18 protein-coding genes and 1 pseudogene are annotated in these 18,269 nt (G+C 53.4%); 9 read left to right on the top strand and 10 right to left on the bottom strand.

All coding sequences use genetic code 11. The features are described 5' to 3' along the window. The 10 genes from AB7E14_RS06670 to pspF form a co-directional block, all read right to left on the bottom strand. The coding region (locus AB7E14_RS06670) for a PAS domain S-box protein (RefSeq protein ID WP_428169411.1) at window positions 1-575 on the bottom strand (575 nt) is incomplete at its 3' end. Window positions 576-823: 248 nt separating this feature from the next. Then, window positions 824-2,758 carry an exoribonuclease II gene (locus tag AB7E14_RS06665; RefSeq protein ID WP_316961712.1) on the bottom strand — a complete coding sequence of 645 codons (1,935 nt, stop codon included), beginning with the start codon at window positions 2,756-2,758 and terminating at the stop codon, window positions 824-826. A gap of 89 nt (window positions 2,759-2,847) precedes the next feature. Further along, window positions 2,848-3,987, bottom strand: coding sequence for a carboxymuconolactone decarboxylase family protein (locus AB7E14_RS06660; RefSeq protein ID WP_058588129.1), 1,140 nt, complete (start codon window positions 3,985-3,987; stop codon window positions 2,848-2,850). A gap of 199 nt (window positions 3,988-4,186) precedes the next feature. Further along, window positions 4,187-4,975, bottom strand: a complete 789-nt coding sequence (gene fabI, locus AB7E14_RS06655) for an enoyl-ACP reductase FabI (RefSeq protein WP_043000547.1) — start codon at window positions 4,973-4,975, stop codon at window positions 4,187-4,189. 123 nt (window positions 4,976-5,098) lie between these two features. After that, window positions 5,099-5,905, bottom strand: a complete 807-nt coding sequence (sapF, locus tag AB7E14_RS06650) for a peptide ABC transporter ATP-binding protein SapF (RefSeq protein ID WP_043000548.1) — start codon at window positions 5,903-5,905, stop codon at window positions 5,099-5,101. A 1-nt stretch (window position 5,906) separates the two neighbouring features. Then, window positions 5,907-6,899, bottom strand: a complete 993-nt coding sequence (gene sapD / locus AB7E14_RS06645) for a peptide ABC transporter ATP-binding protein SapD (RefSeq protein WP_043000549.1) — start codon at window positions 6,897-6,899, stop codon at window positions 5,907-5,909. Beyond that, window positions 6,899-7,789, bottom strand: a complete 891-nt coding sequence (gene sapC / locus AB7E14_RS06640; RefSeq protein WP_043000550.1) for a peptide ABC transporter permease SapC — start codon at window positions 7,787-7,789, stop codon at window positions 6,899-6,901. Before sapC ends, sapD begins: the two co-directional genes overlap by 1 nt. Further along, on the bottom strand, window positions 7,776-8,741 hold the full coding sequence (gene sapB / locus AB7E14_RS06635) for a peptide ABC transporter permease SapB (RefSeq protein ID WP_043000551.1): 966 nt from the start codon (window positions 8,739-8,741) through the stop codon (window positions 7,776-7,778). Before sapB ends, sapC begins: the two co-directional genes overlap by 14 nt. Next, window positions 8,738-10,381: an ABC transporter substrate-binding protein SapA gene (gene sapA, locus AB7E14_RS06630; protein ID WP_044257738.1), complete on the bottom strand. Its 1,644-nt coding sequence runs from the start codon at window positions 10,379-10,381 to the stop codon at window positions 8,738-8,740. The genes sapB and sapA overlap by 4 nt, the downstream gene beginning before the upstream one ends. A gap of 112 nt (window positions 10,382-10,493) precedes the next feature. Continuing rightward, window positions 10,494-11,468 carry a phage shock protein operon transcriptional activator gene (gene pspF / locus AB7E14_RS06625; RefSeq protein WP_316961710.1) on the bottom strand — a complete coding sequence of 325 codons (975 nt, stop codon included), beginning with the start codon at window positions 11,466-11,468 and terminating at the stop codon, window positions 10,494-10,496. Between the two features lie 168 nt (window positions 11,469-11,636). Here pspF and pspA point away from each other — a divergent pair, with 168 nt between their 5' ends. The 9 genes and pseudogenes from pspA to AB7E14_RS06580 form a co-directional block, all read left to right on the top strand. Continuing rightward, window positions 11,637-12,305, top strand: a complete 669-nt coding sequence (pspA, locus tag AB7E14_RS06620; protein WP_043000554.1) for a phage shock protein PspA — start codon at window positions 11,637-11,639, stop codon at window positions 12,303-12,305. Between the two features lie 54 nt (window positions 12,306-12,359). Then, window positions 12,360-12,584 (top strand): envelope stress response membrane protein PspB, encoded by a 225-nt coding sequence (gene pspB, locus AB7E14_RS06615; RefSeq protein ID WP_042318763.1) that lies wholly within the window; start codon window positions 12,360-12,362, stop codon window positions 12,582-12,584. Then, window positions 12,584-12,943 carry an envelope stress response membrane protein PspC gene (gene pspC, locus AB7E14_RS06610; protein ID WP_058588128.1) on the top strand — a complete coding sequence of 120 codons (360 nt, stop codon included), beginning with the start codon at window positions 12,584-12,586 and terminating at the stop codon, window positions 12,941-12,943. Before pspB ends, pspC begins: the two co-directional genes overlap by 1 nt. Before the next feature lie 18 nt (window positions 12,944-12,961). After that, the gene (gene pspD, locus AB7E14_RS06605; RefSeq protein WP_428169410.1) at window positions 12,962-13,186 is read left to right on the top strand and encodes a phage shock protein PspD; all 225 of its coding nucleotides are present in this window, start codon (window positions 12,962-12,964) and stop codon (window positions 13,184-13,186) included. A gap of 159 nt (window positions 13,187-13,345) precedes the next feature. Then, window positions 13,346-15,055, top strand: a complete 1,710-nt coding sequence (locus AB7E14_RS06600; protein WP_316961709.1) for a sugar phosphorylase — start codon at window positions 13,346-13,348, stop codon at window positions 15,053-15,055. Between the two features lie 13 nt (window positions 15,056-15,068). After that, window positions 15,069-16,361 carry an ABC transporter substrate-binding protein gene (locus AB7E14_RS06595; RefSeq protein WP_316961708.1) on the top strand — a complete coding sequence of 431 codons (1,293 nt, stop codon included), beginning with the start codon at window positions 15,069-15,071 and terminating at the stop codon, window positions 16,359-16,361. A gap of 20 nt (window positions 16,362-16,381) precedes the next feature. Further along, a complete protein-coding gene (locus tag AB7E14_RS06590) occupies window positions 16,382-17,263 on the top strand; it encodes a carbohydrate ABC transporter permease (RefSeq protein WP_316961707.1) in 882 nt (293 codons plus the stop codon). Further along, window positions 17,250-18,092 (top strand): carbohydrate ABC transporter permease, encoded by an 843-nt coding sequence (locus tag AB7E14_RS06585; RefSeq protein ID WP_044267167.1) that lies wholly within the window; start codon window positions 17,250-17,252, stop codon window positions 18,090-18,092. Before AB7E14_RS06590 ends, AB7E14_RS06585 begins: the two co-directional genes overlap by 14 nt. A gap of 28 nt (window positions 18,093-18,120) precedes the next feature. Further along, window positions 18,121-18,269, top strand: a pseudogene (locus AB7E14_RS06580) (alcohol dehydrogenase); the annotation flags it as partial.

The following is an 18,269-nucleotide window of genomic DNA, read 5'->3' as shown; positions in this document are numbered from 1 at the left end:
CGGGTCTTTACCCAGCGTTCCATTTCATACGAATTGCCGTTGCGAAAGAAGCCGCTGATGTTGCGACGCGAAGCGGCGGCTTCCCGACGGCTCAAGAAGAGTTTAAAGACGCTCTGTCCAATCACTTCCTGCTCTTTCAAGCCGGTGTACTCTTCACACAGTCGATTGAAGCGCTGAATGTTACCCCGACTGTCGAGGATCACAATCGCCGAGTTGGCTTCTGTCACTACCTGTTCAGCAAATGAGAGTCCCTTGACCAGGTCACGCGCAACAGAAGGGGTGTCGTGCCAGGCCGACGCACTGCCAGCCCATTCATGTTTGTTAATTTTGCGGCCCACCAGGTGCACCGGGACATCGTTGTCTTCAAAGGGGAGTGTCATCATTAGACCGGAGGTGATGACGGTCATTTCACGGATCCGTTCGGCTTGCTCGGGCGCAAGCTCAACGCTCTCCACTCGGTCGGTCGCTTCGGTGACGGACAAATGCAGGGTGTTGGAATCTTCTGACAAACGCCAGTAAGGCGCGTGAGTACCCAAAAAGCTATACAACGTTGTGGACTCCAGACTGTCTTTCATCATGAACACCCTCCCGCTTAAAGCACAAACAACCCTGAATGGAAGGGATTAGCCAGCGTTAATTCAAAATTACGGTAGCTGAACATCTTGTTTTGTTTATGTATTTATTTGTAATTCAGAACCGGGGAAAAGCATAGGCGCTGTGGAAAATATATCCGGCTGACAGTCAGAGTGTAGTGAGAGAATGGCGATTTGGGGGAAAGAAAACGGCCTTTCCTGAAAAGAAAAGGCCGTTACTGGGCAGGTCGTCAGGCGGCAGGACGGGCGATGATGCTGCGGGTTTCCATCCGCACTTCGGCGATGGTGACATCAATCACATCCGTCACTTTATAGACGGTTTCACCTTTGATCTGGATGGTACCGCTCTCCTGGCTGCAAACCAGTTCATCGCGCACCGCATGCAGGAATGGCGCAGGGATAAAGGCTACCGCGCCGTTATCCACCAGACGTACACGCATCCCGCCACGGCTGACATCAATGATTTCCGCCGCGAAGCGGGTATCCGTGCCCGCTTTATCACTCAGGAAGCGGGCATATAACCAGTCGCCAACATCGCGTTCCGCCATGCGGTTCAGGCGACGACGCTCAGCCATCTGTACGGTGATCTCTTCCTGCGGACGGTTAATGGTTTCACCTTTGATGACGGCTTTCAGCAGGCGATGGTTGATCATATCGCCATACTTACGAATCGGTGAAGTCCAGGTGGCGTAAGCCTCCAGACCCAGCCCGTAGTGCGGACCCGGCTCAATGCTGATTTCCGCAAAAGACTGGAAGCGACGAATACGGCTGTCGAGGAAACCCGACGGTTGCGCATCCAGTTCACGACGCAGCTTGCAGAAGCCTTCCAGAGTTAATACTTCTTCGGCGTTCACATGCATTCCGTGAGATTGCAGCAGCGCGGCCAGCGCATCGGCATTGGCCGGGTCAAAGCCCAGGTGAACGTTGTAAATGCCAAAGCCGAGTTTGTCGCGCAGCACGCGTGCGGCGCAGATGTTGGCCGCAATCATGGATTCCTCGACAATCCGGTTCGCGATGCGACGCGGTTCTGCGACGATATCGAGCACTTCACCTTTTTCGCCGAGAATGAAGCGGTAGTCTGGGCGATCTTTAAACACCAGCGCATGCTGATGACGCCACTCACCACGGCTCAGGCAGATACGCTGTAGCAGTCGGATCTGCCGGGCGATGTCTTCACTTTCAGGCTGCCAGCGACCGCTGTTTTCCAGCCAGTCAGAGACGTTGTCATAAGCCAGTTTTGCTTTTGACTCAATGGTGGCAGCGAAGAACGTGATGTCATTTTCAATGGTGCCATCAGCGGCAATGGTCATGCGACAGGCGAGCACCGGGCGCACTTCATTGGCGCGCAGCGAGCAGAGGTCGTCAGACAGTTCGCGTGGCAACATTGGAATGTTGAAGCCCGGCAGATAGTTAGTGAACGCCCGGATTTTCGCGGCGTTATCCAGTTTGCTGCCTTCGGCGATCCAGGCGGTAGGATCGGCAATCGCCACGGTCAGTTGCAATTTGCCGTCAGCCAGTTCTTCGGCATACAGCGCATCGTCCATATCTTCCGTGCTGGCGCTATCGATAGTAACGAAATTCAGCGCCGTCAGATCCTGACGTTCCAGCCCTTCATCCAGCATTTCCGTCGCTACGCCATCCGGCGCTTCTTTTTCAAGATTATGCCGCGCCAGGGTGACCCACCAGGGGACGAAGTGGTCGTCGGCAAACGTGATGAACTGGGTTAATTCGGCGAAGAAGGTGCGATCGCCTTTGAGCGGATGACGGCGCATTTCAGCAACGGCCCAGTCACCCTCTTTAAATTCATGCTCCACACCGCGAGCGGCGCGGCAGGGAATGGCGTCTTTCAACAGCGGGTGATCCGGCACGATGGACAGGCGATCGTTCTTACCCTGTACTTTACCGACAAAGCGGGTCAGGAACGGCTCAACCAGCTCTTCCGGCTCCGCAGATTCGCGATCTTTTTCAGTGTGGATGACGGCGATGATACGGTCGCCATGCATCACTTTTTTCATCTGCGGCGGTGGAATGAAATAACTTTTTTGCGCATCGACTTCCAGGAAGCCAAAGCCTTTTTCCGTGGCTTTTACCACCCCTTCAGCACGTGGCGTCTGGGAATGCAGTTGCTGTTTAAGCTGCGCTAGCAGCGGGTTGTCCTGAAACATATTTGTCTATTTTCGTGGCCATAAGAGCGGCTGACAGTTTTACGCGAAAGTACCTGATGCGGCAAGCGCTCTTTATGGCAATGAAAGGGTTAATGTGTCTCGCCCAGCGCGATTTTCAGACGATTCAGCCATCCGCATAACCCCGACCAGGCCAGCAGGTTGATTGCCTGTTCAACGGAGGTACAGGACTCGCTGAACGGGTTGAACTGCGCGGCACTAAAACGATCGGGGGCACGCGTCAACAATTGTATCGCCTGGAACAGCGGGCGCTCAACCGGCTGCTGTTGTTCCCGGCGTTCTATTTCGTGTTCGCTCTGGCGCAATAAGTCGGCGATTTCCACTGACGTCGCCAGTTGGTTAAAGCAGCTTGCACTGCCGTTAATTCGCGATGTCAGTAGTGTGGTGAAATTGTGCGCGGGGGACTCAATGGACAATGTGCTTTTAAGCAGGGTACCGAGCAGCGTAAGCAGTGTCGGTTGATGAACCAGATTAGGAGCGATGGGCTGAAGGGCGGCGATTGGCTGATAACACGACAGACACTCCAACTGTTCCGCCGTTGCGAAGCGCAGTTCGACCTGCTCGTGCGCCGAGTGCCAGGTGGCATCGGGTTGCTGAAACAGGGATACGTCGGCGAATGATTGTGTGTCCAGACCTGGCACCCAGCGTACCGGTTGCCCCAGCCATGCCTGAAACGTAGCGACGACACGCGCCTGAAAACCGACATAGCCGATGATTTGGTTCATCAATGCAATATCCCACGCAGAAAGGCCAACATCGCATAAATGCTGGCGCGCGCGGTTATCAATCACTGAGGGTGAACTGGCGAGCTGGCGCGCGTACTGAGTAATCTGCGCCAGCCGGTGATTACTTTCACGTGACGAATCCGGGCCGGGAAGCGGCGTCAAACGGGCGGCATAGTGGTTGCAAAGCCGCTGAACACCATACACCTGGGCGACCGTCAACGCGGTACTCATGCGTTCATAGGCGCTGAAGGTATGTAGGCGGTTCAATAAAACGGTGTCAGGGAACAGTTCATGAGCAAGCTGTCGGGCCGGTTGCAGCCAGGACTGAAAGGGTAAAAGCGCATCTTCAGGGATCACCAAATCCAACAGAAAGCGGTCTTCAACGTGTGCGGCTTCGGGCACCAGCGGCAACACGTCCTGCGGACCGGTGCTGGACTGGGTTTCATGATACCAGTGGCTTTTGCCGTTGAATCGGCGTTGTTCCATGGGCGTTCCTTGGTCTGTATGTGGCGACCCGGACACGTCGTCGTCGAATCACGCCGGATCGTTCTCGCTGCTTTATCCTGGCGTAAGCGGGGGAAGGGATGAAAGATTGTTGCGTGATAACAAAGATCAAAAAGCTATATTGCTGGGAAGAGTTAAGAGCATGGGCGGCAGGGCGCCGCCCACGGGGAAGCCGGCACGATTATTTCAGTTCCAGTTCGTTCATTGCAGCGATACTGAATCCGCCGTCAACGTGAACCACTTCGCCAGAGATACCGCCGGACAGATCGGAGCACAGGAAGGCTGCTGAGTTGCCCACATCTTCAATAGTCACGGTACGACGAATCGGGGTCACCGCTTCGCAATGCGCCAGCATTTTACGGAAATCTTTGATGCCGGAGGCGGCCAGAGTCCGGATCGGACCGGCAGAGATGGCGTTAACACGTACACCTTCCGGACCCATCGCGTTCGCCATATACCGAACGTTCGCTTCCAGAGACGCTTTTGCCAGACCCATTACGTTGTAGTTCGGGATCGCGCGCTCAGCGCCCAGATAGGAAAGTGTCAGCAGGGCAGAACCCGGATTCAGCATAGAACGGCAGGCTTTCGCCATTGCCACAAAGCTGTATGAGCTGATGTCGTGAGCGATTTTAAAGCCTTCGCGGGTGACCGCGTTCACGTAGTCGCCGTCCAGCTGATCGCCAGGGGCAAAACCGATCGAATGAACGAAACCGTCAAATTTCGGCCAGGCTTTGGCCAGCTCTGCGAACAGGGTGTCGATGCTTTCATCTTCTGCAACATCGCATTGCAGAACGATGTCTGAACCCAGTTGAGCAGCAAATTCTTCCACACGGCCTTTCAGTTTATCGTTCTGGTAGGTGAATGCCAGTTCCGCACCTTCGCGGTGCATCGCCTGAGCGATACCCCAGGCGATGGACAGTTTGCTGGCAAGACCGGTCACCAGAATACGCTTACCGGAAAGAAAACCCATAGCTTAAATCCTTATGTGAATGTTGTGGCGACCGGCCTCGGTTAGGGGGCCAGATGCCGTTAAAGCGCGGTCATTCTAACATGTGACATCGGGCGATCGAGTCCGACCACAACCGGAGAGCGGTTAACGGTCTTTTCGCCAGGCATCGGCCGTTAGCGCTTCGCCAAAATGACCGGCGATTAATCGTTTTGTCAGTTCATGCAGCGGAGAGGCCAGTACATCGGCGGTACTGCCGCGTTCGACGACTTCCCCCTGATGCATCACCAGAACCTGATCGCTAATGTGTTTCATCATGCCAAGATGCTGGGTGACGTAGATATAAGAGATACCCTGTTTCTCCTGCAATTCCAGCATCAGGTTGATTAACTGCGAGCGCATCGACATATCGAGCGACGCCAGCGCTTCATCGGCAATAATGACTTTCGGGCGCAGGATCATCGCGCGGGCGAGTCCCAGACGCTGTTTTTGTCCTGGCGCCAGCATATGCGGATAATAGCTGACATGATCGGGCAGCAGTCCTACCATCCGCATGGTCTCAATAATCTGCTTGCGTCGCTGTTCCGGCTCAAGGTCGGTATTCAGGCGCAACGGAAAATCGAGGATTTGCGAAATACGCTGACGCGGGTTCAACGAGGTCGACGGGTCCTGGAAAATCATGCGAATGCGCTGACTGCGAAACGAATAATCACCAAATTCGAGCGGATGATCGTCAATCAGTAACTCGCCGCTGGTTGGTTCAACCATTCCTGCCAGCATTTTGGCCAGCGTGGATTTGCCGGAACCGTTCTCGCCGATGATGGCCAGCGTCTGTCGCTCACGGAGGGTAAAGCTCAGCGGTTTCACGGCTTCTACGGTCTGACGGCGAAACCAGCCTGTCCGGTAGCGGAAGGTTTTACTCAGATTGCGGACTTCAAGTAAGGTCTCAACCATCTCACTCTCTCTCCATGTTGAGGGGGAAATGACAGGCGTAGAGATGATTTTTCGCCCCGGTCAGACGCGGCGTTTCTATACATTCGCGCTGTGCGTAGGGACAGCGTGGCCCAAGACGGCAACCGATGGGCAATTGTTCCAGCAAAGGGATGGCTCCGGGCATGGTGTTCAGACGACTTTTGTGCGGCATGGCGCTACCAAAGTCAGGAATAGCGCGGATCAGCGCCTGGGTGTATGGGTGATGGGGCGTCGTCACCAGCTCTTTACTCGGCGCGGTTTCCACCGTCTGACCACAGTACAACACGTTAATCTTATCCGCCCACTGGCTGAGCATCTGCAGGTCATGGCTGATCAGCAAAATGGTAGTATTGCTGTTCTGATTCAGGCGCGTCAGCAGGCGGAAGATCTGCGCCTGAGTGGTCGGCTCCATCGCGTTGGTCGGCTCATCCGCAATCAACAGTCGCGGTTGATTCGCCAGCGCAATGGCAATCATGACTTTCTGACATTCACCGTCGGTCAGTTCATACGGGAAGCTGCGCATGGCGTCTTTATGATCTTTAATCCCCACGCGGTGCAGCAGTTCAATGGCGCGACGTTTCCGCCAGCCAATACGCTGCCACCAGCGGCCTTTGTACGTCCATGCCGGAATGTTTTGCATCAACTGGCGACCCACGCGCTCGGACGGATCCAGACACGACTGCGGCTCCTGGAAAATCATCGAAACGTTATGTCCCACCAGTTTACGTCGCTCACGCGGCGAAAGGCGCAGCAGGTCGATATCGTCAAAACGCATACGGTCGGCGGTGACGCGCCAGTTATCTTTGGCAACGCCGCAGATGGCTTTGGCAATCAGGCTCTTACCGGAGCCGGATTCACCCACCAACCCACGAATTTCCCCTTCGCTTAAGGTCATGCTGACGCGGTCGACGGCTTTGACCCACTCTTCACCGGCCTTAAATTCAATGGTCAGGTTGCGGATATCCAGTAATGGCATTATTCAACCCCCGCAATGATAGCGCGGCGAACGCCGTCACCCAGCAGGTTGACCAGCAGGACGCTGATCATGATGGCCGCACCGGGCAGCATCACCGTCCACGGCGCAACGTAAATCAGCTCCAGCGCATCGCCCAGCATCGCACCCCATTCGGGAGAGGGGAGCTGCGCGCCAAGATCGAGAAAACCGAGCGCGGCAATATCCAGTATCGCCATCGACAGCGCGCGGGTGATTTCGGTGATCAGTCCTGCGGTAATGTTGGGCAATATGGCGAACCAGAGGATGTTCAGCGTCGAGGCGCCATCAAGACGCGCCGCGATGACGTACTCTTTTTCCAGTTCGTCATGCACCATGCTGTAGACCGAACGGACCATGCGTGGCAACAGCGCCAACCAGACGGCAAACATGGCATGGGTTAAATGCGGCCCGGCGAAGGCGACAACGATAATCGCCAGCAGCAGAGACGGAATCGACAGCAGCGTATCGAGAATATGATTCAGCACGGCAGAACGCAGACCGTGCGTTGCTCCGGCGACCACGCCGAGAAACAGTCCGCACAGCGTTGCGGCGAGCGTAACGACAAACGCGCCACCCACGGTGGGGGCTGCGCCGCTGAGCAGTCGGCTCAGGACGTCGCGTCCCAGATCGTCAGTACCGAGGAAGAAAGAGACTTCGCCATAGCGTGACCAGGAGGGCGGCAGCAACTGATAGCCAAGGAACTGCTGATCGATGCCATACGGCGCAAACCAGTTGCCGAACAGGCACAGTACCACCAGCCCTGCACAGCCGTACAAGCCAACCATTGCTGTAGTATCGCCATAAAATTTGCGCCATGCGGTGCGCAGCGTACCTGGCGGGCGCTTTTCGCTATAAACGCTATCGTAAGGCATACCATTCCTTATGTTTCAGAGGGTTAGCCATAGCACCCAAAATATCGGAAATCACGTTGACGATGATGACCAGCGAACCAATCACCATCACGCCTGCGGATATCGCCGCGTAGTCCTGCTGACGGATAGCGTTAATCAACCAACGACCGAGACCCGGCCAGCTAAAGACCATCTCGGTGATCATTGCCAGCGTCAGCATCGTTGAGAATTGCAGGCCCAGGCGGGGGATCACCGGCGGTAAGGCGTTATGCAGTACATGGCGGCGCAGGATCGTAAATCGTGACAAACCGCGCGTGGCCGCAGCCTTCACGTAGTTCTGATCAAACACCTCAATGGTACTGATACGCATCAGGCGAATCACTTCGGTGGTCGGCGCAACCGCCAGCGTCAGCACCGGCAACACCATATGGCGCACGGCGCTCATCACCATCTCATCCCGCCAGGGAGAGTCAGAGATCCACGCATCGACAATAGCCAGACCGGTGACCGGTTTCACTTCGTAAAGCAGATCGAATCGGCCCGACACCGGCAGCCAGCCGAGAGTCAGGGAAAAGAAAAGGGTCAGCAGCAGCGCCAGCCAGAACACGGGGATTGAAAATCCGAGCAGGGCGAGGGCGCTGATCAAGCGGTCCTGCCACTTGTTGCGGGTAATGCCCGCCAGCATACCTACCGGAATCCCCACCATTAGCGCAAAGCCGAACGCCAGCGTGCATAGCTCCATCGTGGCCGGGAACACCTCTTTGAGCTGTTCAGTGATAAGCTGTCCGTTGATGCTGGAGACGCCAAAGTCCCAGTGGATGAGGCCATTGAACCAGAACACCCAGGCATTCCACAACGACGCGCCTTGTAGCGGTGCATGCGGCGTAAAATAGCTCAGACTGAAGCCGATAAAGGTCAGAAAAAACAGCGTGACCATCAGCAACAGCAAACGACGCAAGGTGAAGATAATCATGGTTTTTTCACCTCATCGTTTTTTTCGCGCGACACGCCGGCGAAAGAGGCATTACCAAATGGGCTCAACACCAGGCCTTTAATGTCATACCGATAGGCCTGCAGGCGCAGTGACGAGGCGAGCGGCAGGATGGGCAACTCTTTAGCGAGAATGTTCTGCGCTTCATCATACGCATCAATACGCGCAGAAAGCTGCTGAGAAGAGAGCGCTTTGCGCAGCACGTTGTCGAACTCCGGGTTGCACCAGTGGGCGAAGTTAGTCTGTGAATTGATGGCCGCGCAGCTGAGCAACGGGCGGAAGAAACTGTCCGGATCGTTACTGTCGGTTGCCCAGCCGGACAACGTCAGATCATGGTTCATGTCCATCAACCGCGCCTCCTGGAAACGACCTTCAACCGGTACAATCACCACGTTCACCCCAACCTGCGCCATATCCGCCTGGATAAGTTCAGCGGTTTTCAGCGGGCTCGGGTTCCACGCCTGTGAACTGGTCGGCACCCACAGGCGCAGCGTTAGATTCTCCAGCCCCAGCGCTTTGAGTTGCTCACGAGATTTGGCCGGATTGTATTCTGTTATTTTAGCCTCGTTATCATAGGCCCACGAGGCGCGAGGTAAAATAGAGGCCGCCGTTTCTGCCGTGCCGTAATAGATAGATTGCATCAGACGCTGGTTATTAATGGACAGCGCCAGCGCGTGGCGAACCGCCGGATTATTCAGCGGAGGCTTGTCGGTATTAAACGCCAGGTAGGCGATGTTCATCCCCGGACGCAAGGTCAGGCGCAGGCGTGGATCGTCACGCAGGATCGTCAACTGGCTGGCGGCGGGCCAGGCCAGCACGTCACATTCGCCGGTAAGCAGTTTCGATAAACGTCCGGTTCCGCCGGATCCCAGATCCACCACCACCTGCGGCATCAGCGGCTTGCCCCGCCAGAATTTGTCATGACGTTGCAGGCGGATGTATTGTCCGGCGCGATACTCGGAAAGCTGGAACGGGCCGGTGCCAACCGGCTGGCGGTCAAGCTGTTCCTGGCGATCCTGTTTTGTCAGTTGATCAGCATACTCCGCCGACATCACGGACGCATAGTGGGTTGCGAGGTGCCATAAGAAAGAGGCGTCCGGTTTCGTCAGGCGAAATTCCACGGTGTGACTGTCGAGCTTACGCACGCTCTGCACGTTATCGGCGAACTGCAGACTGTCGAAATAGGGGAAATTGCCGCCGTTGACGTTATGCCACGGATGGTTGCGATCAAAGATGCGCTGAAAGGTAAAAACCACGTCATCGGCATTCAGTTTACGCGTTGGCGTAAACCAGTCCGTTTTCTGAAACGCCACGTCGCGGCGCAGATGGAAGCGGTAAGTGGCGCCGTTATCCAGCACTTCCCAGCTTTCCGCCAGTTCCGGGACCAGACGATAAGTATAGGGATCGACATCCAGCAACCGATCATAGAGCTGGGCGGCGAGCGTGTCGACAATCAGCCCGCTGCTCACTTTTTGCGGATTGAAGGTGTTAACCTGCCCATTCACGCAATAGACAAAGCCGCTGTCACGAATATCTTCACGCGGGGCGGTTTCAGGCGCAGCAGTAGCCTGCCCACTCAGAAGTCCAGCCATCACGATCAGAGACGATAAAACCAGGCGCATAATTTTTAAGGTTTTTAGGTACGATTTGCAAAGTGTATCGCACTATCGCCCGCGAGGTACAAATGTCTGCGGGCAACTGGCGTAAATATGCGCAATCAGGGGGTGGGACGCGCTAAATCTGATGTTTTTTGAGCAATGCGCGCAACTGGTGATAGGTCAGCCCGAGTAATTCCGCCGCCCGTTTCTGATTAAATTTTGCCTGTTCCAGACTGGTTTGCAGCAGCTCTTTCTCCTGTTGCTGCTGAAACGCACGTAAATCGAGGGGCAGCGAAGGACCCGTTGCTGCGGTTTCAGCGGCAGGGGGCGTTGGCGCGTGGCGTTTAAATGGGTCGATCACAATCTCATCCAGCGGCGTCTCGCTAGTGCCATGCCGGTATACCGACCGTTCGACCACGTTTTTTAATTCGCGGATATTACCCGGCCAGGCGTAGTTCAGCAGCGTCTCTCTGGCATGTGCTGTAAATCCGGGGAACAGCGGCAGACGAATTTCCCGGCACATCTGAATAGCAAAGTGCTCCGCCATGAGCATGATATCCGCCTGACGTTCGCGCAGCGGCGGCAGTTGCACCACGTCGAACGCCAGTCGGTCGAGCAAATCAGCCCGGAAGGACCCTTCGTTAACCATCAACGGAAGATCCGCATTGGTCGCACAAACCAGACGGACGTTTACCTGTAATGGCTGACTGCCGCCGACGCGCTCGAGCTCGCCGTACTCAATCACTCTGAGCAGCTTTTCCTGTACCAGCATTGGGGCGGTGGCGAGTTCATCCAGGAACAGCGTGCCGCTGTCGGCCCGTTCAAAACGTCCGGGATGGCGCTTTTGCGCGCCGGTAAACGCCCCGGCTTCATGACCGAACAGTTCACTGTCGAGTAAATTTTCATTCAGCGCCGCGCAGTTAAGCGAAATAAACGGCCCCTGCCAACGAGAGGAGAGATAATGCAGACGGTTGGCAATCAGTTCCTTACCGGTACCGCGCTCGCCGATAATCAGTACCGGTTTGTCCAGCGGTGCGAGGCGGGAAACCTGCTCCAGTACCTCCAGAAAGCTGTTGGCTTCCCCTAACAAATTATCTTTGTATTCTGCCATGATGAATTTCGCCACATGTTAGTGTATTTCACCACTTTACTCTGTTTTCTCGTCGAGGTAAAACCGTACATCTCAATATAAATCAATAAATTAAAAAGTTGGCACGCGGATTGTATTAGAGAATCAGCAGGGCATCGCCCGACATCAGAAAAATGTGAGGATAGAATTATGGGTATTTTTTCTCGTTTCGCCGACATCGTGAATGCCAACATCAACGCACTGCTCGAGAAAGCGGAAGATCCGCAGAAGCTGGTTCGTCTGATGATTCAGGAAATGGAAGATACGCTGGTTGAAGTGCGTTCCAACTCGGCACGTGCGCTGGCGGAAAAGAAACAGTTATCACGCCGCATCGAACAGGCGACGGCTCAGCAGGCAGAGTGGCAGGAGAAAGCGGAGCTTGCGCTGCGTAAAGAGAAGGACGATCTGGCCCGCGCCGCGCTGATCGAAAAACAGAAGTTGACCGATCTGATTGGCAATCTGGAGCATGAAGTGACGCTGGTGGACGATACGCTCACGCGCATGAAGAAAGAGATTGGCGAGCTGGAGAACAAACTCAGCGAAACCCGTGCCCGTCAGCAGGCTCTGACGTTGCGCCATCAGGCCGCAAGCTCATCCCGTGACGTGCGTCGTCAACTGGACAGCGGTAAGCTGGATGAAGCGATGGCGCGCTTTGAATCTTTCGAGCGTCGCATTGACCACATGGAAGCGGAAGCCGAAAGCCACAACTTTGGCAAACAGAAAACGTTGGATCAGCAGTTTGCCGACCTGAAAGCGGATGATGAAATCAGCGAACAACTGGCGCAACTGAAAGCCAAAATGCAGCAAGACAAGCAATAATAATACCTGGCGGCGCCCGAACGCGCCGCCGCTCATCACCTGTAAGGAGACCTCATGAGCGCGCTATTTCTGGCCATTCCGTTAACGATCTTCGTGCTGTTTGTGTTACCGATTTGGCTATGGCTGCATTACAGCAACCGTTCCAGTCGCGGAGAATTATCGCAAAGCGAACAGCAACGTTTAGTTCAGTTGACCGATGACGCGCAGCGCATGCGTGAACGTATTCAGGCGCTGGAAGATATTCTCGATGCGGAACATCCGAACTGGAGGGATCGCTAATGGGCGGCATTGATCTGAACAAAAAATTATGGCGTATTCCGCAGCAGGGCATGCTGCGAGGCGTGTGCGCAGGGATCGCGCAGTATCTGGATGTGCCGGTAAAACTGGTGCGTATTTTAGTGGTGTTGTCGATCTTCTTCGGGCTGGCCTTTTTTACCCTGGTCGTCTACATCATTCTGGCATTTGTGCTTGATCCGATGCCGGATAACCTTGCCGCAGGCGAGCAGCAACCGTCCAGCGGTGAGCTATTGGATATCGTCGATAAAGAACTGGCGTCGGGGGAGAAACGCTTACGTGAAATGGAGCGTTATGTCACCTCGGACACGTTTACTTTGCGTAGCCGTTTCCGTCAATTGTAAGTCATTAAGAGAGCTGAGATGAATAATCGCTGGCAACGCGCCGGGCAAAAGGTAAAACCCGGTATGAAAATAGCAGGTAAGCTGGTGCTTCTGACTGCGCTACGCTACGGCCCCGCGGGTGTTGCAGGGTGGGCAGTAAAATCCGTCGCCCGTCGTCCGCTAAAAATGTTGCTGGCGTTGGCTCTGGAACCGTTTTTAAGCCGTATGGCGGCGAAAATTTCAACACGTTATTCTGGAAGTTAATTTCCATTGCCTTCTTTTTAACAATTAAATCACATCCTGGTTATTAATTTGCGGCAGCTCACAAATCGATTGTTGAGCTGCTAAAATTCTATTAATTCCTGCTTTTAACCTCTTTCACTGCATTGACAGTTAATTTCCTCGAGAGTAGTCTTTTTTGCCATGGGACCGCTACCACGGAAAAACAAAGTGAACCGAAAAATTAAGGAATGCCTCAGCGCCGTCTATGGCGATACATGGACAGGGCTTCACGATGGGTCATTAAAAATGCGCATGGAAAGGGCGCGTAAGATTATTAATAAAAAGCGTAAACCTCATTGGGATGAAAGTGATGTGGTGCTCATTACGTATGCCGATCAATTTCATAGCGAGAAAGAAAAACCGCTGCCAACCTTTAATCAGTTCTGGACGCGCTGGTTTTCCTCGGTATTCTCACATGTTCACCTTTTGCCATTTTACCCCTGGTCATCAGATGATGGCTTTTCGGTTATTGATTACTATCAGGTGTCTCCCGAAGCCGGCGAGTGGAATGATATTCGTGAGTTAAACCGCTCCTGTTGTTTGATGTTTGATTTTGTTTGCAATCATATGTCAGCAAAAAGTGACTGGTTTGAACGGTATTTGCGGCAAGCTCCTGGATACGAAAACTTTTTTATTGAGATGGACCCAGAAACTGATTTACATGCCGTAACGCGTCCACGGGCATTGCCGTTATTAACACCGTTTACCATGCAGGATAAATCCGTTCGTTATTTATGGACGACATTTAGCGAAGACCAGGTTGATCTCAACTACAGTAACCCGGACGTGCTACTTGCCATGATTGACGTACTGCTGACCTACCTGGAACACGGAGCCGATTATGTACGTCTGGATGCCGTTGGTTATATGTGGAAAACACCGGGTACGACCTGCATTCATCTGGAAAAAACGCATCAACTGATCAAGCTGTTTCGCGCGCTGGCAGATGAGGTCGCCCCCGGCACGGTCATCATTACTGAGACCAATGTCCCGCACAAAGACAATGTTTCCTATCTGGGTAACGGGCATGACGAAGCACATATGGTTTATCAGTTCTCTTTGCCGCCACTTGTTCTGCACTCCCTGCATCGCCAGGATTGCCGGGTGCTGTGCCAATGGGCGCAGTCATTATCATTGCCTTCGACAGAGACCACCTGGTTCAACTTTCTGGCTTCGCATGATGGCATTGGATTGAATCCACTGCGCGGGCTGTTAGCGGAAGACGATATTCTGACACTGGTGACGGATCTGCAGAAAGAAGGGGCCTTAGTGAACTGGAAAAATAATCCAGATGGCACCCGGAGTCCGTATGAATTAAATGTGACCTGGATGGATGCGTTAGGCCATCAGGATGACAGCGATGAAGAACGTCTTGCCAAATTTATTCTCACCCATGTTCTGCTATTAACCTTCCCTGGCGTTCCTGCGATTTATATTCAGAGCATTCTGGGGTCGCGCAATGACTACGAAGGCGTCGAAAAACACGGTTATAACCGGGCTATTAACCGAAAAAAATATGAGCAAAAATCAATTGAACAGGAATTGATGACTGAAGGTTCTCTTCGTCATGAGATTTATCAGGCGTTGTCCCGATTAATTGTTATTCGCAGGGGTAATAAGGCGTTTCATCCCGAGAGCATGTTTGATATTCGCTGTCTGACACCTTCTGCTCTGCGGATTATTCGCTCGGCCGATGAACATGAAAAAATCAATGCACTTTTTAATTTTAGCGATCGCCAACAAATCATTGATGCCAGTATTTATACAGGCGTTGATTTAATTAGCGGAGTGAGTGTTTCCGGAGAGACATTAACACTGCAACCCTGGCAGGTTATGTGGATTAAAAAATAAAAAGGAATATCTGATGATCAAAACTAAAATGGTGCTGTTATCAGCACTGGTTTCCTGCGCCCTGATTTCTGGTTGTAAGGATGATAAACCCGCCCATGTTTCAATTGAGTTTATGCACTCTTCTGTGGAACAGGAGCGCCAGGCCGTTATTACCACGCTGATTAAACGCTTTGAAAAAGCGAACCCGGATATCAGTGTTAAACAGGTTCCGGTTGAAGAAGATGCCTATAACACCAAAGTTATTACGCTGGCGAGAAGCGGGTCGCTACCGGAAGTGATCGAAACCAGTCATGACTATGCCAAGGTCATGGATAAAGAGCAGTTAATCGATCGGGATGCGGTGGCGAACGTCATTCAGAAGGTCGGGGAAGATATCTTCTACGATGGCGTATTGCGCATCGTTCGTACCGAAGATGGCAGCGCGTGGACAGGGGTTCCGGTGAGCGCCTGGATCGGCGGTATCTGGTATCGCAAAGACATCCTTGCTCAGGCAGGACTGGATGAACCGAAAAACTGGGAAACGCTGCTTGCCGCTGCGCAAAAACTCTATGATCCGGCGCATAAAAAATATGGCATTGCCCTGCCGACCGCAGAAAGCGTGCTGACGGAGCAATCTTTCTCGCAGTTTGCCTTATCCAATAATGCCAACGTCTTTAATGCCCAGGGCAACATCACGTTCAACACGCCTGAAATGAATCAGGCGTTGGGATATTACCGCGATCTGGCCGCCACCACGATGCCGGGCTCTAACGACATCATGGAGGTGAAAGATGCCTTTATGAATGGTACTGCGCCGATGGCGATTTATTCCACCTACATTCTCCCCGCGATAATTAAAGAAGGGGATCCTCAGAACGTGGGCTTTGTGGTTCCGACCGAAAAGACAGCGGCCGTTTATGGCATGTTGACCTCACTGACGATCACGAATGGGCAAAAAGAAGAGGAGACGGCGGCAGCCGAGAAGTTTGTCGCGTTTATGGAACAGGCAGACAACATCGCTGACTGGGTAATGATGTCGCCGGGCGCTGCGTTGCCGGTCAATAAGGAGGTCGTAAAAACCCAAACCTGGCAAACCAACAACGTGATTAAAGCGTTAGGTGAGCTCCCGGCACAACTCATTGCTGAGCTACCGAATATTCAGGTTTTTGGCGCGGTAGGGGATAAGAACTTCACCCGTATGGGGGACGTCACCGGTTCTGGCGTGATAAGCACGACGGTACATAACGTGACGGTAGGCAAAGCCGATCTCCCGACAACGCTTCAGAAAAGCCAGCAAAAACTGGATGCCCTGGTAGGGCAGCGTTGATGGGTAAGAGGAACGTCGTTATGGCCCGATTATTCTCCGGTCGCTCCGATATGCCCTTTGCGATGCTATTGCTGGCACCCAGTTTGATTCTGTTGGGTGGCCTCGTGGCATGGCCGATGCTATCGAATATTGAAATCAGCTTTCTGCGCCTGCCGCTGAATCCGCGTATCAACGCCACGTTTGTTGGGGTCGCGAATTACATTCGCATCCTTTCCGATCCGGATTTCTGGCATTCGTTGTGGATGACGGTCTGGTATACCGCGCTGGTGGTGACGGGCAGTACCGTGCTCGGACTCGGGGTGGCGATGTTCTTTAATCGCGAGTTCCGGTTACGCAAGACGGCGCGCTCACTGGTGATTCTCTCTTATGTCACGCCGTCTATCTCGCTGGTCTTTGCCTGGAAGTACATGTTCAACAGCGGATACGGCATCGTGAACTATCTGGGAGTCGATCTGCTGCATTTGTACGATCAGGCCCCCTTGTGGTTCGACAATCCCGGTAGCAGTTTCGTGCTGGTGGTGCTGTTTGCCATCTGGCGCTATTTCCCGTACGCCTTTATTTCGTTTCTGGCAATTTTGCAGACCATCGATAAATCGCTCTATGAAGCGGCCGAAATGGATGGCGCAAATGCCTGGCAGCGTTTTCGTATCGTCACGCTGCCCGCCATTATGCCGGTCCTGGCGACGGTGGTTACCCTGCGTACCATCTGGATGTTTTATATGTTTGCCGATGTGTATCTGCTGACGACAAAGGTCGACATTCTCGGGGTGTATCTCTACAAAACAGCGTTTGCTTTTAATGATTTAGGTAAAGCTGCAGCCATTTCCGTCGTGCTTTTTATCATTATTTTCGCCGTCATTTTACTGACCAGAAATAGGGTGAACCTCAATGGCAACAAATAAACGCAGACTCGGACGCGTGGGCTTTTATTGTGGCCTGATTGTGTTTTTGATCATCACATTGTTTCCCTTTTTTGTGATGTTAATGACGTCGTTCAAAAGCGCGAAAGAAGCGATTTCATTGCACCCGACATTGCTGCCGCAAGAGTGGACGCTTGAGCATTACATCGACATTTTTAATCCACTGATTTTTCCGTTTATTGATTACTTTCGTAACAGCCTGCTGGTCTCCGTTGTGTCATCGGTGGTGGCGGTATTCCTGGGCACGCTCGGTGCCTACGCGCTGTCCCGACTGCGTTTTAAAGGGCGGATGACCATCAATGCCAGTTTTTACACCGTCTACATGTTCTCCGGTATTTTGCTGGTGGTCCCGCTGTTCAAAATCATTACCGCGCTGGGCATTTACGACACAGAAATGGCCTTGATTGTCACCATGGTCACCCAGACGTTGCCGACCGCCGTATTCATGCTGAAAAGTTATTTCGACACGATTCCGGATGAGATTGAAGAAGCAGCGATGATGGATGGGCTGAATCGCCTGCAAATCATCTTTCGTATTACCGTGCCGCTGGCGATGTCCGGACTGGTATCGGTTTTTGTCTACTGCTTTATGGTGGCCTGGAACGATTATCTGTTCGCCTCGATCTTTCTTTCCAGCGCCAGCAATTTCACGTTGCCGGTGGGCCTGAACACCCTGTTCAGTACGCCGGATTATATCTGGGGGCGGATGATGGCGGCTTCGCTGGTGACGGCATTACCGGTTGTCATTATGTATGCGCTTTCGGAACGGTTTATTAAGAGTGGTTTGACCGCGGGTGGCGTGAAGGGCTAAAGCGGCCAGTTTAAACAAGGAGTGGTAAATGAAGAAGTTAGTCGCAACAGAACCGCGCGTCGCGGCGCTGGTAGAGTATGACGATCGCGCCGTCATGGCGAATGAGGTGAAAATTCGCGTGCGGTTTGGCGCACCGAAACACGGTACGGAAGTGGTGGATTTTCGCGCCGCCAGTCC

This window comes from Citrobacter sp., assembly GCF_050252275.1.
Classification (GTDB): Bacteria; Pseudomonadota; Gammaproteobacteria; order Enterobacterales; family Enterobacteriaceae; genus Citrobacter_A; species Citrobacter_A amalonaticus.
This window is presented reverse-complemented; position numbering and strand designations above follow the sequence as displayed.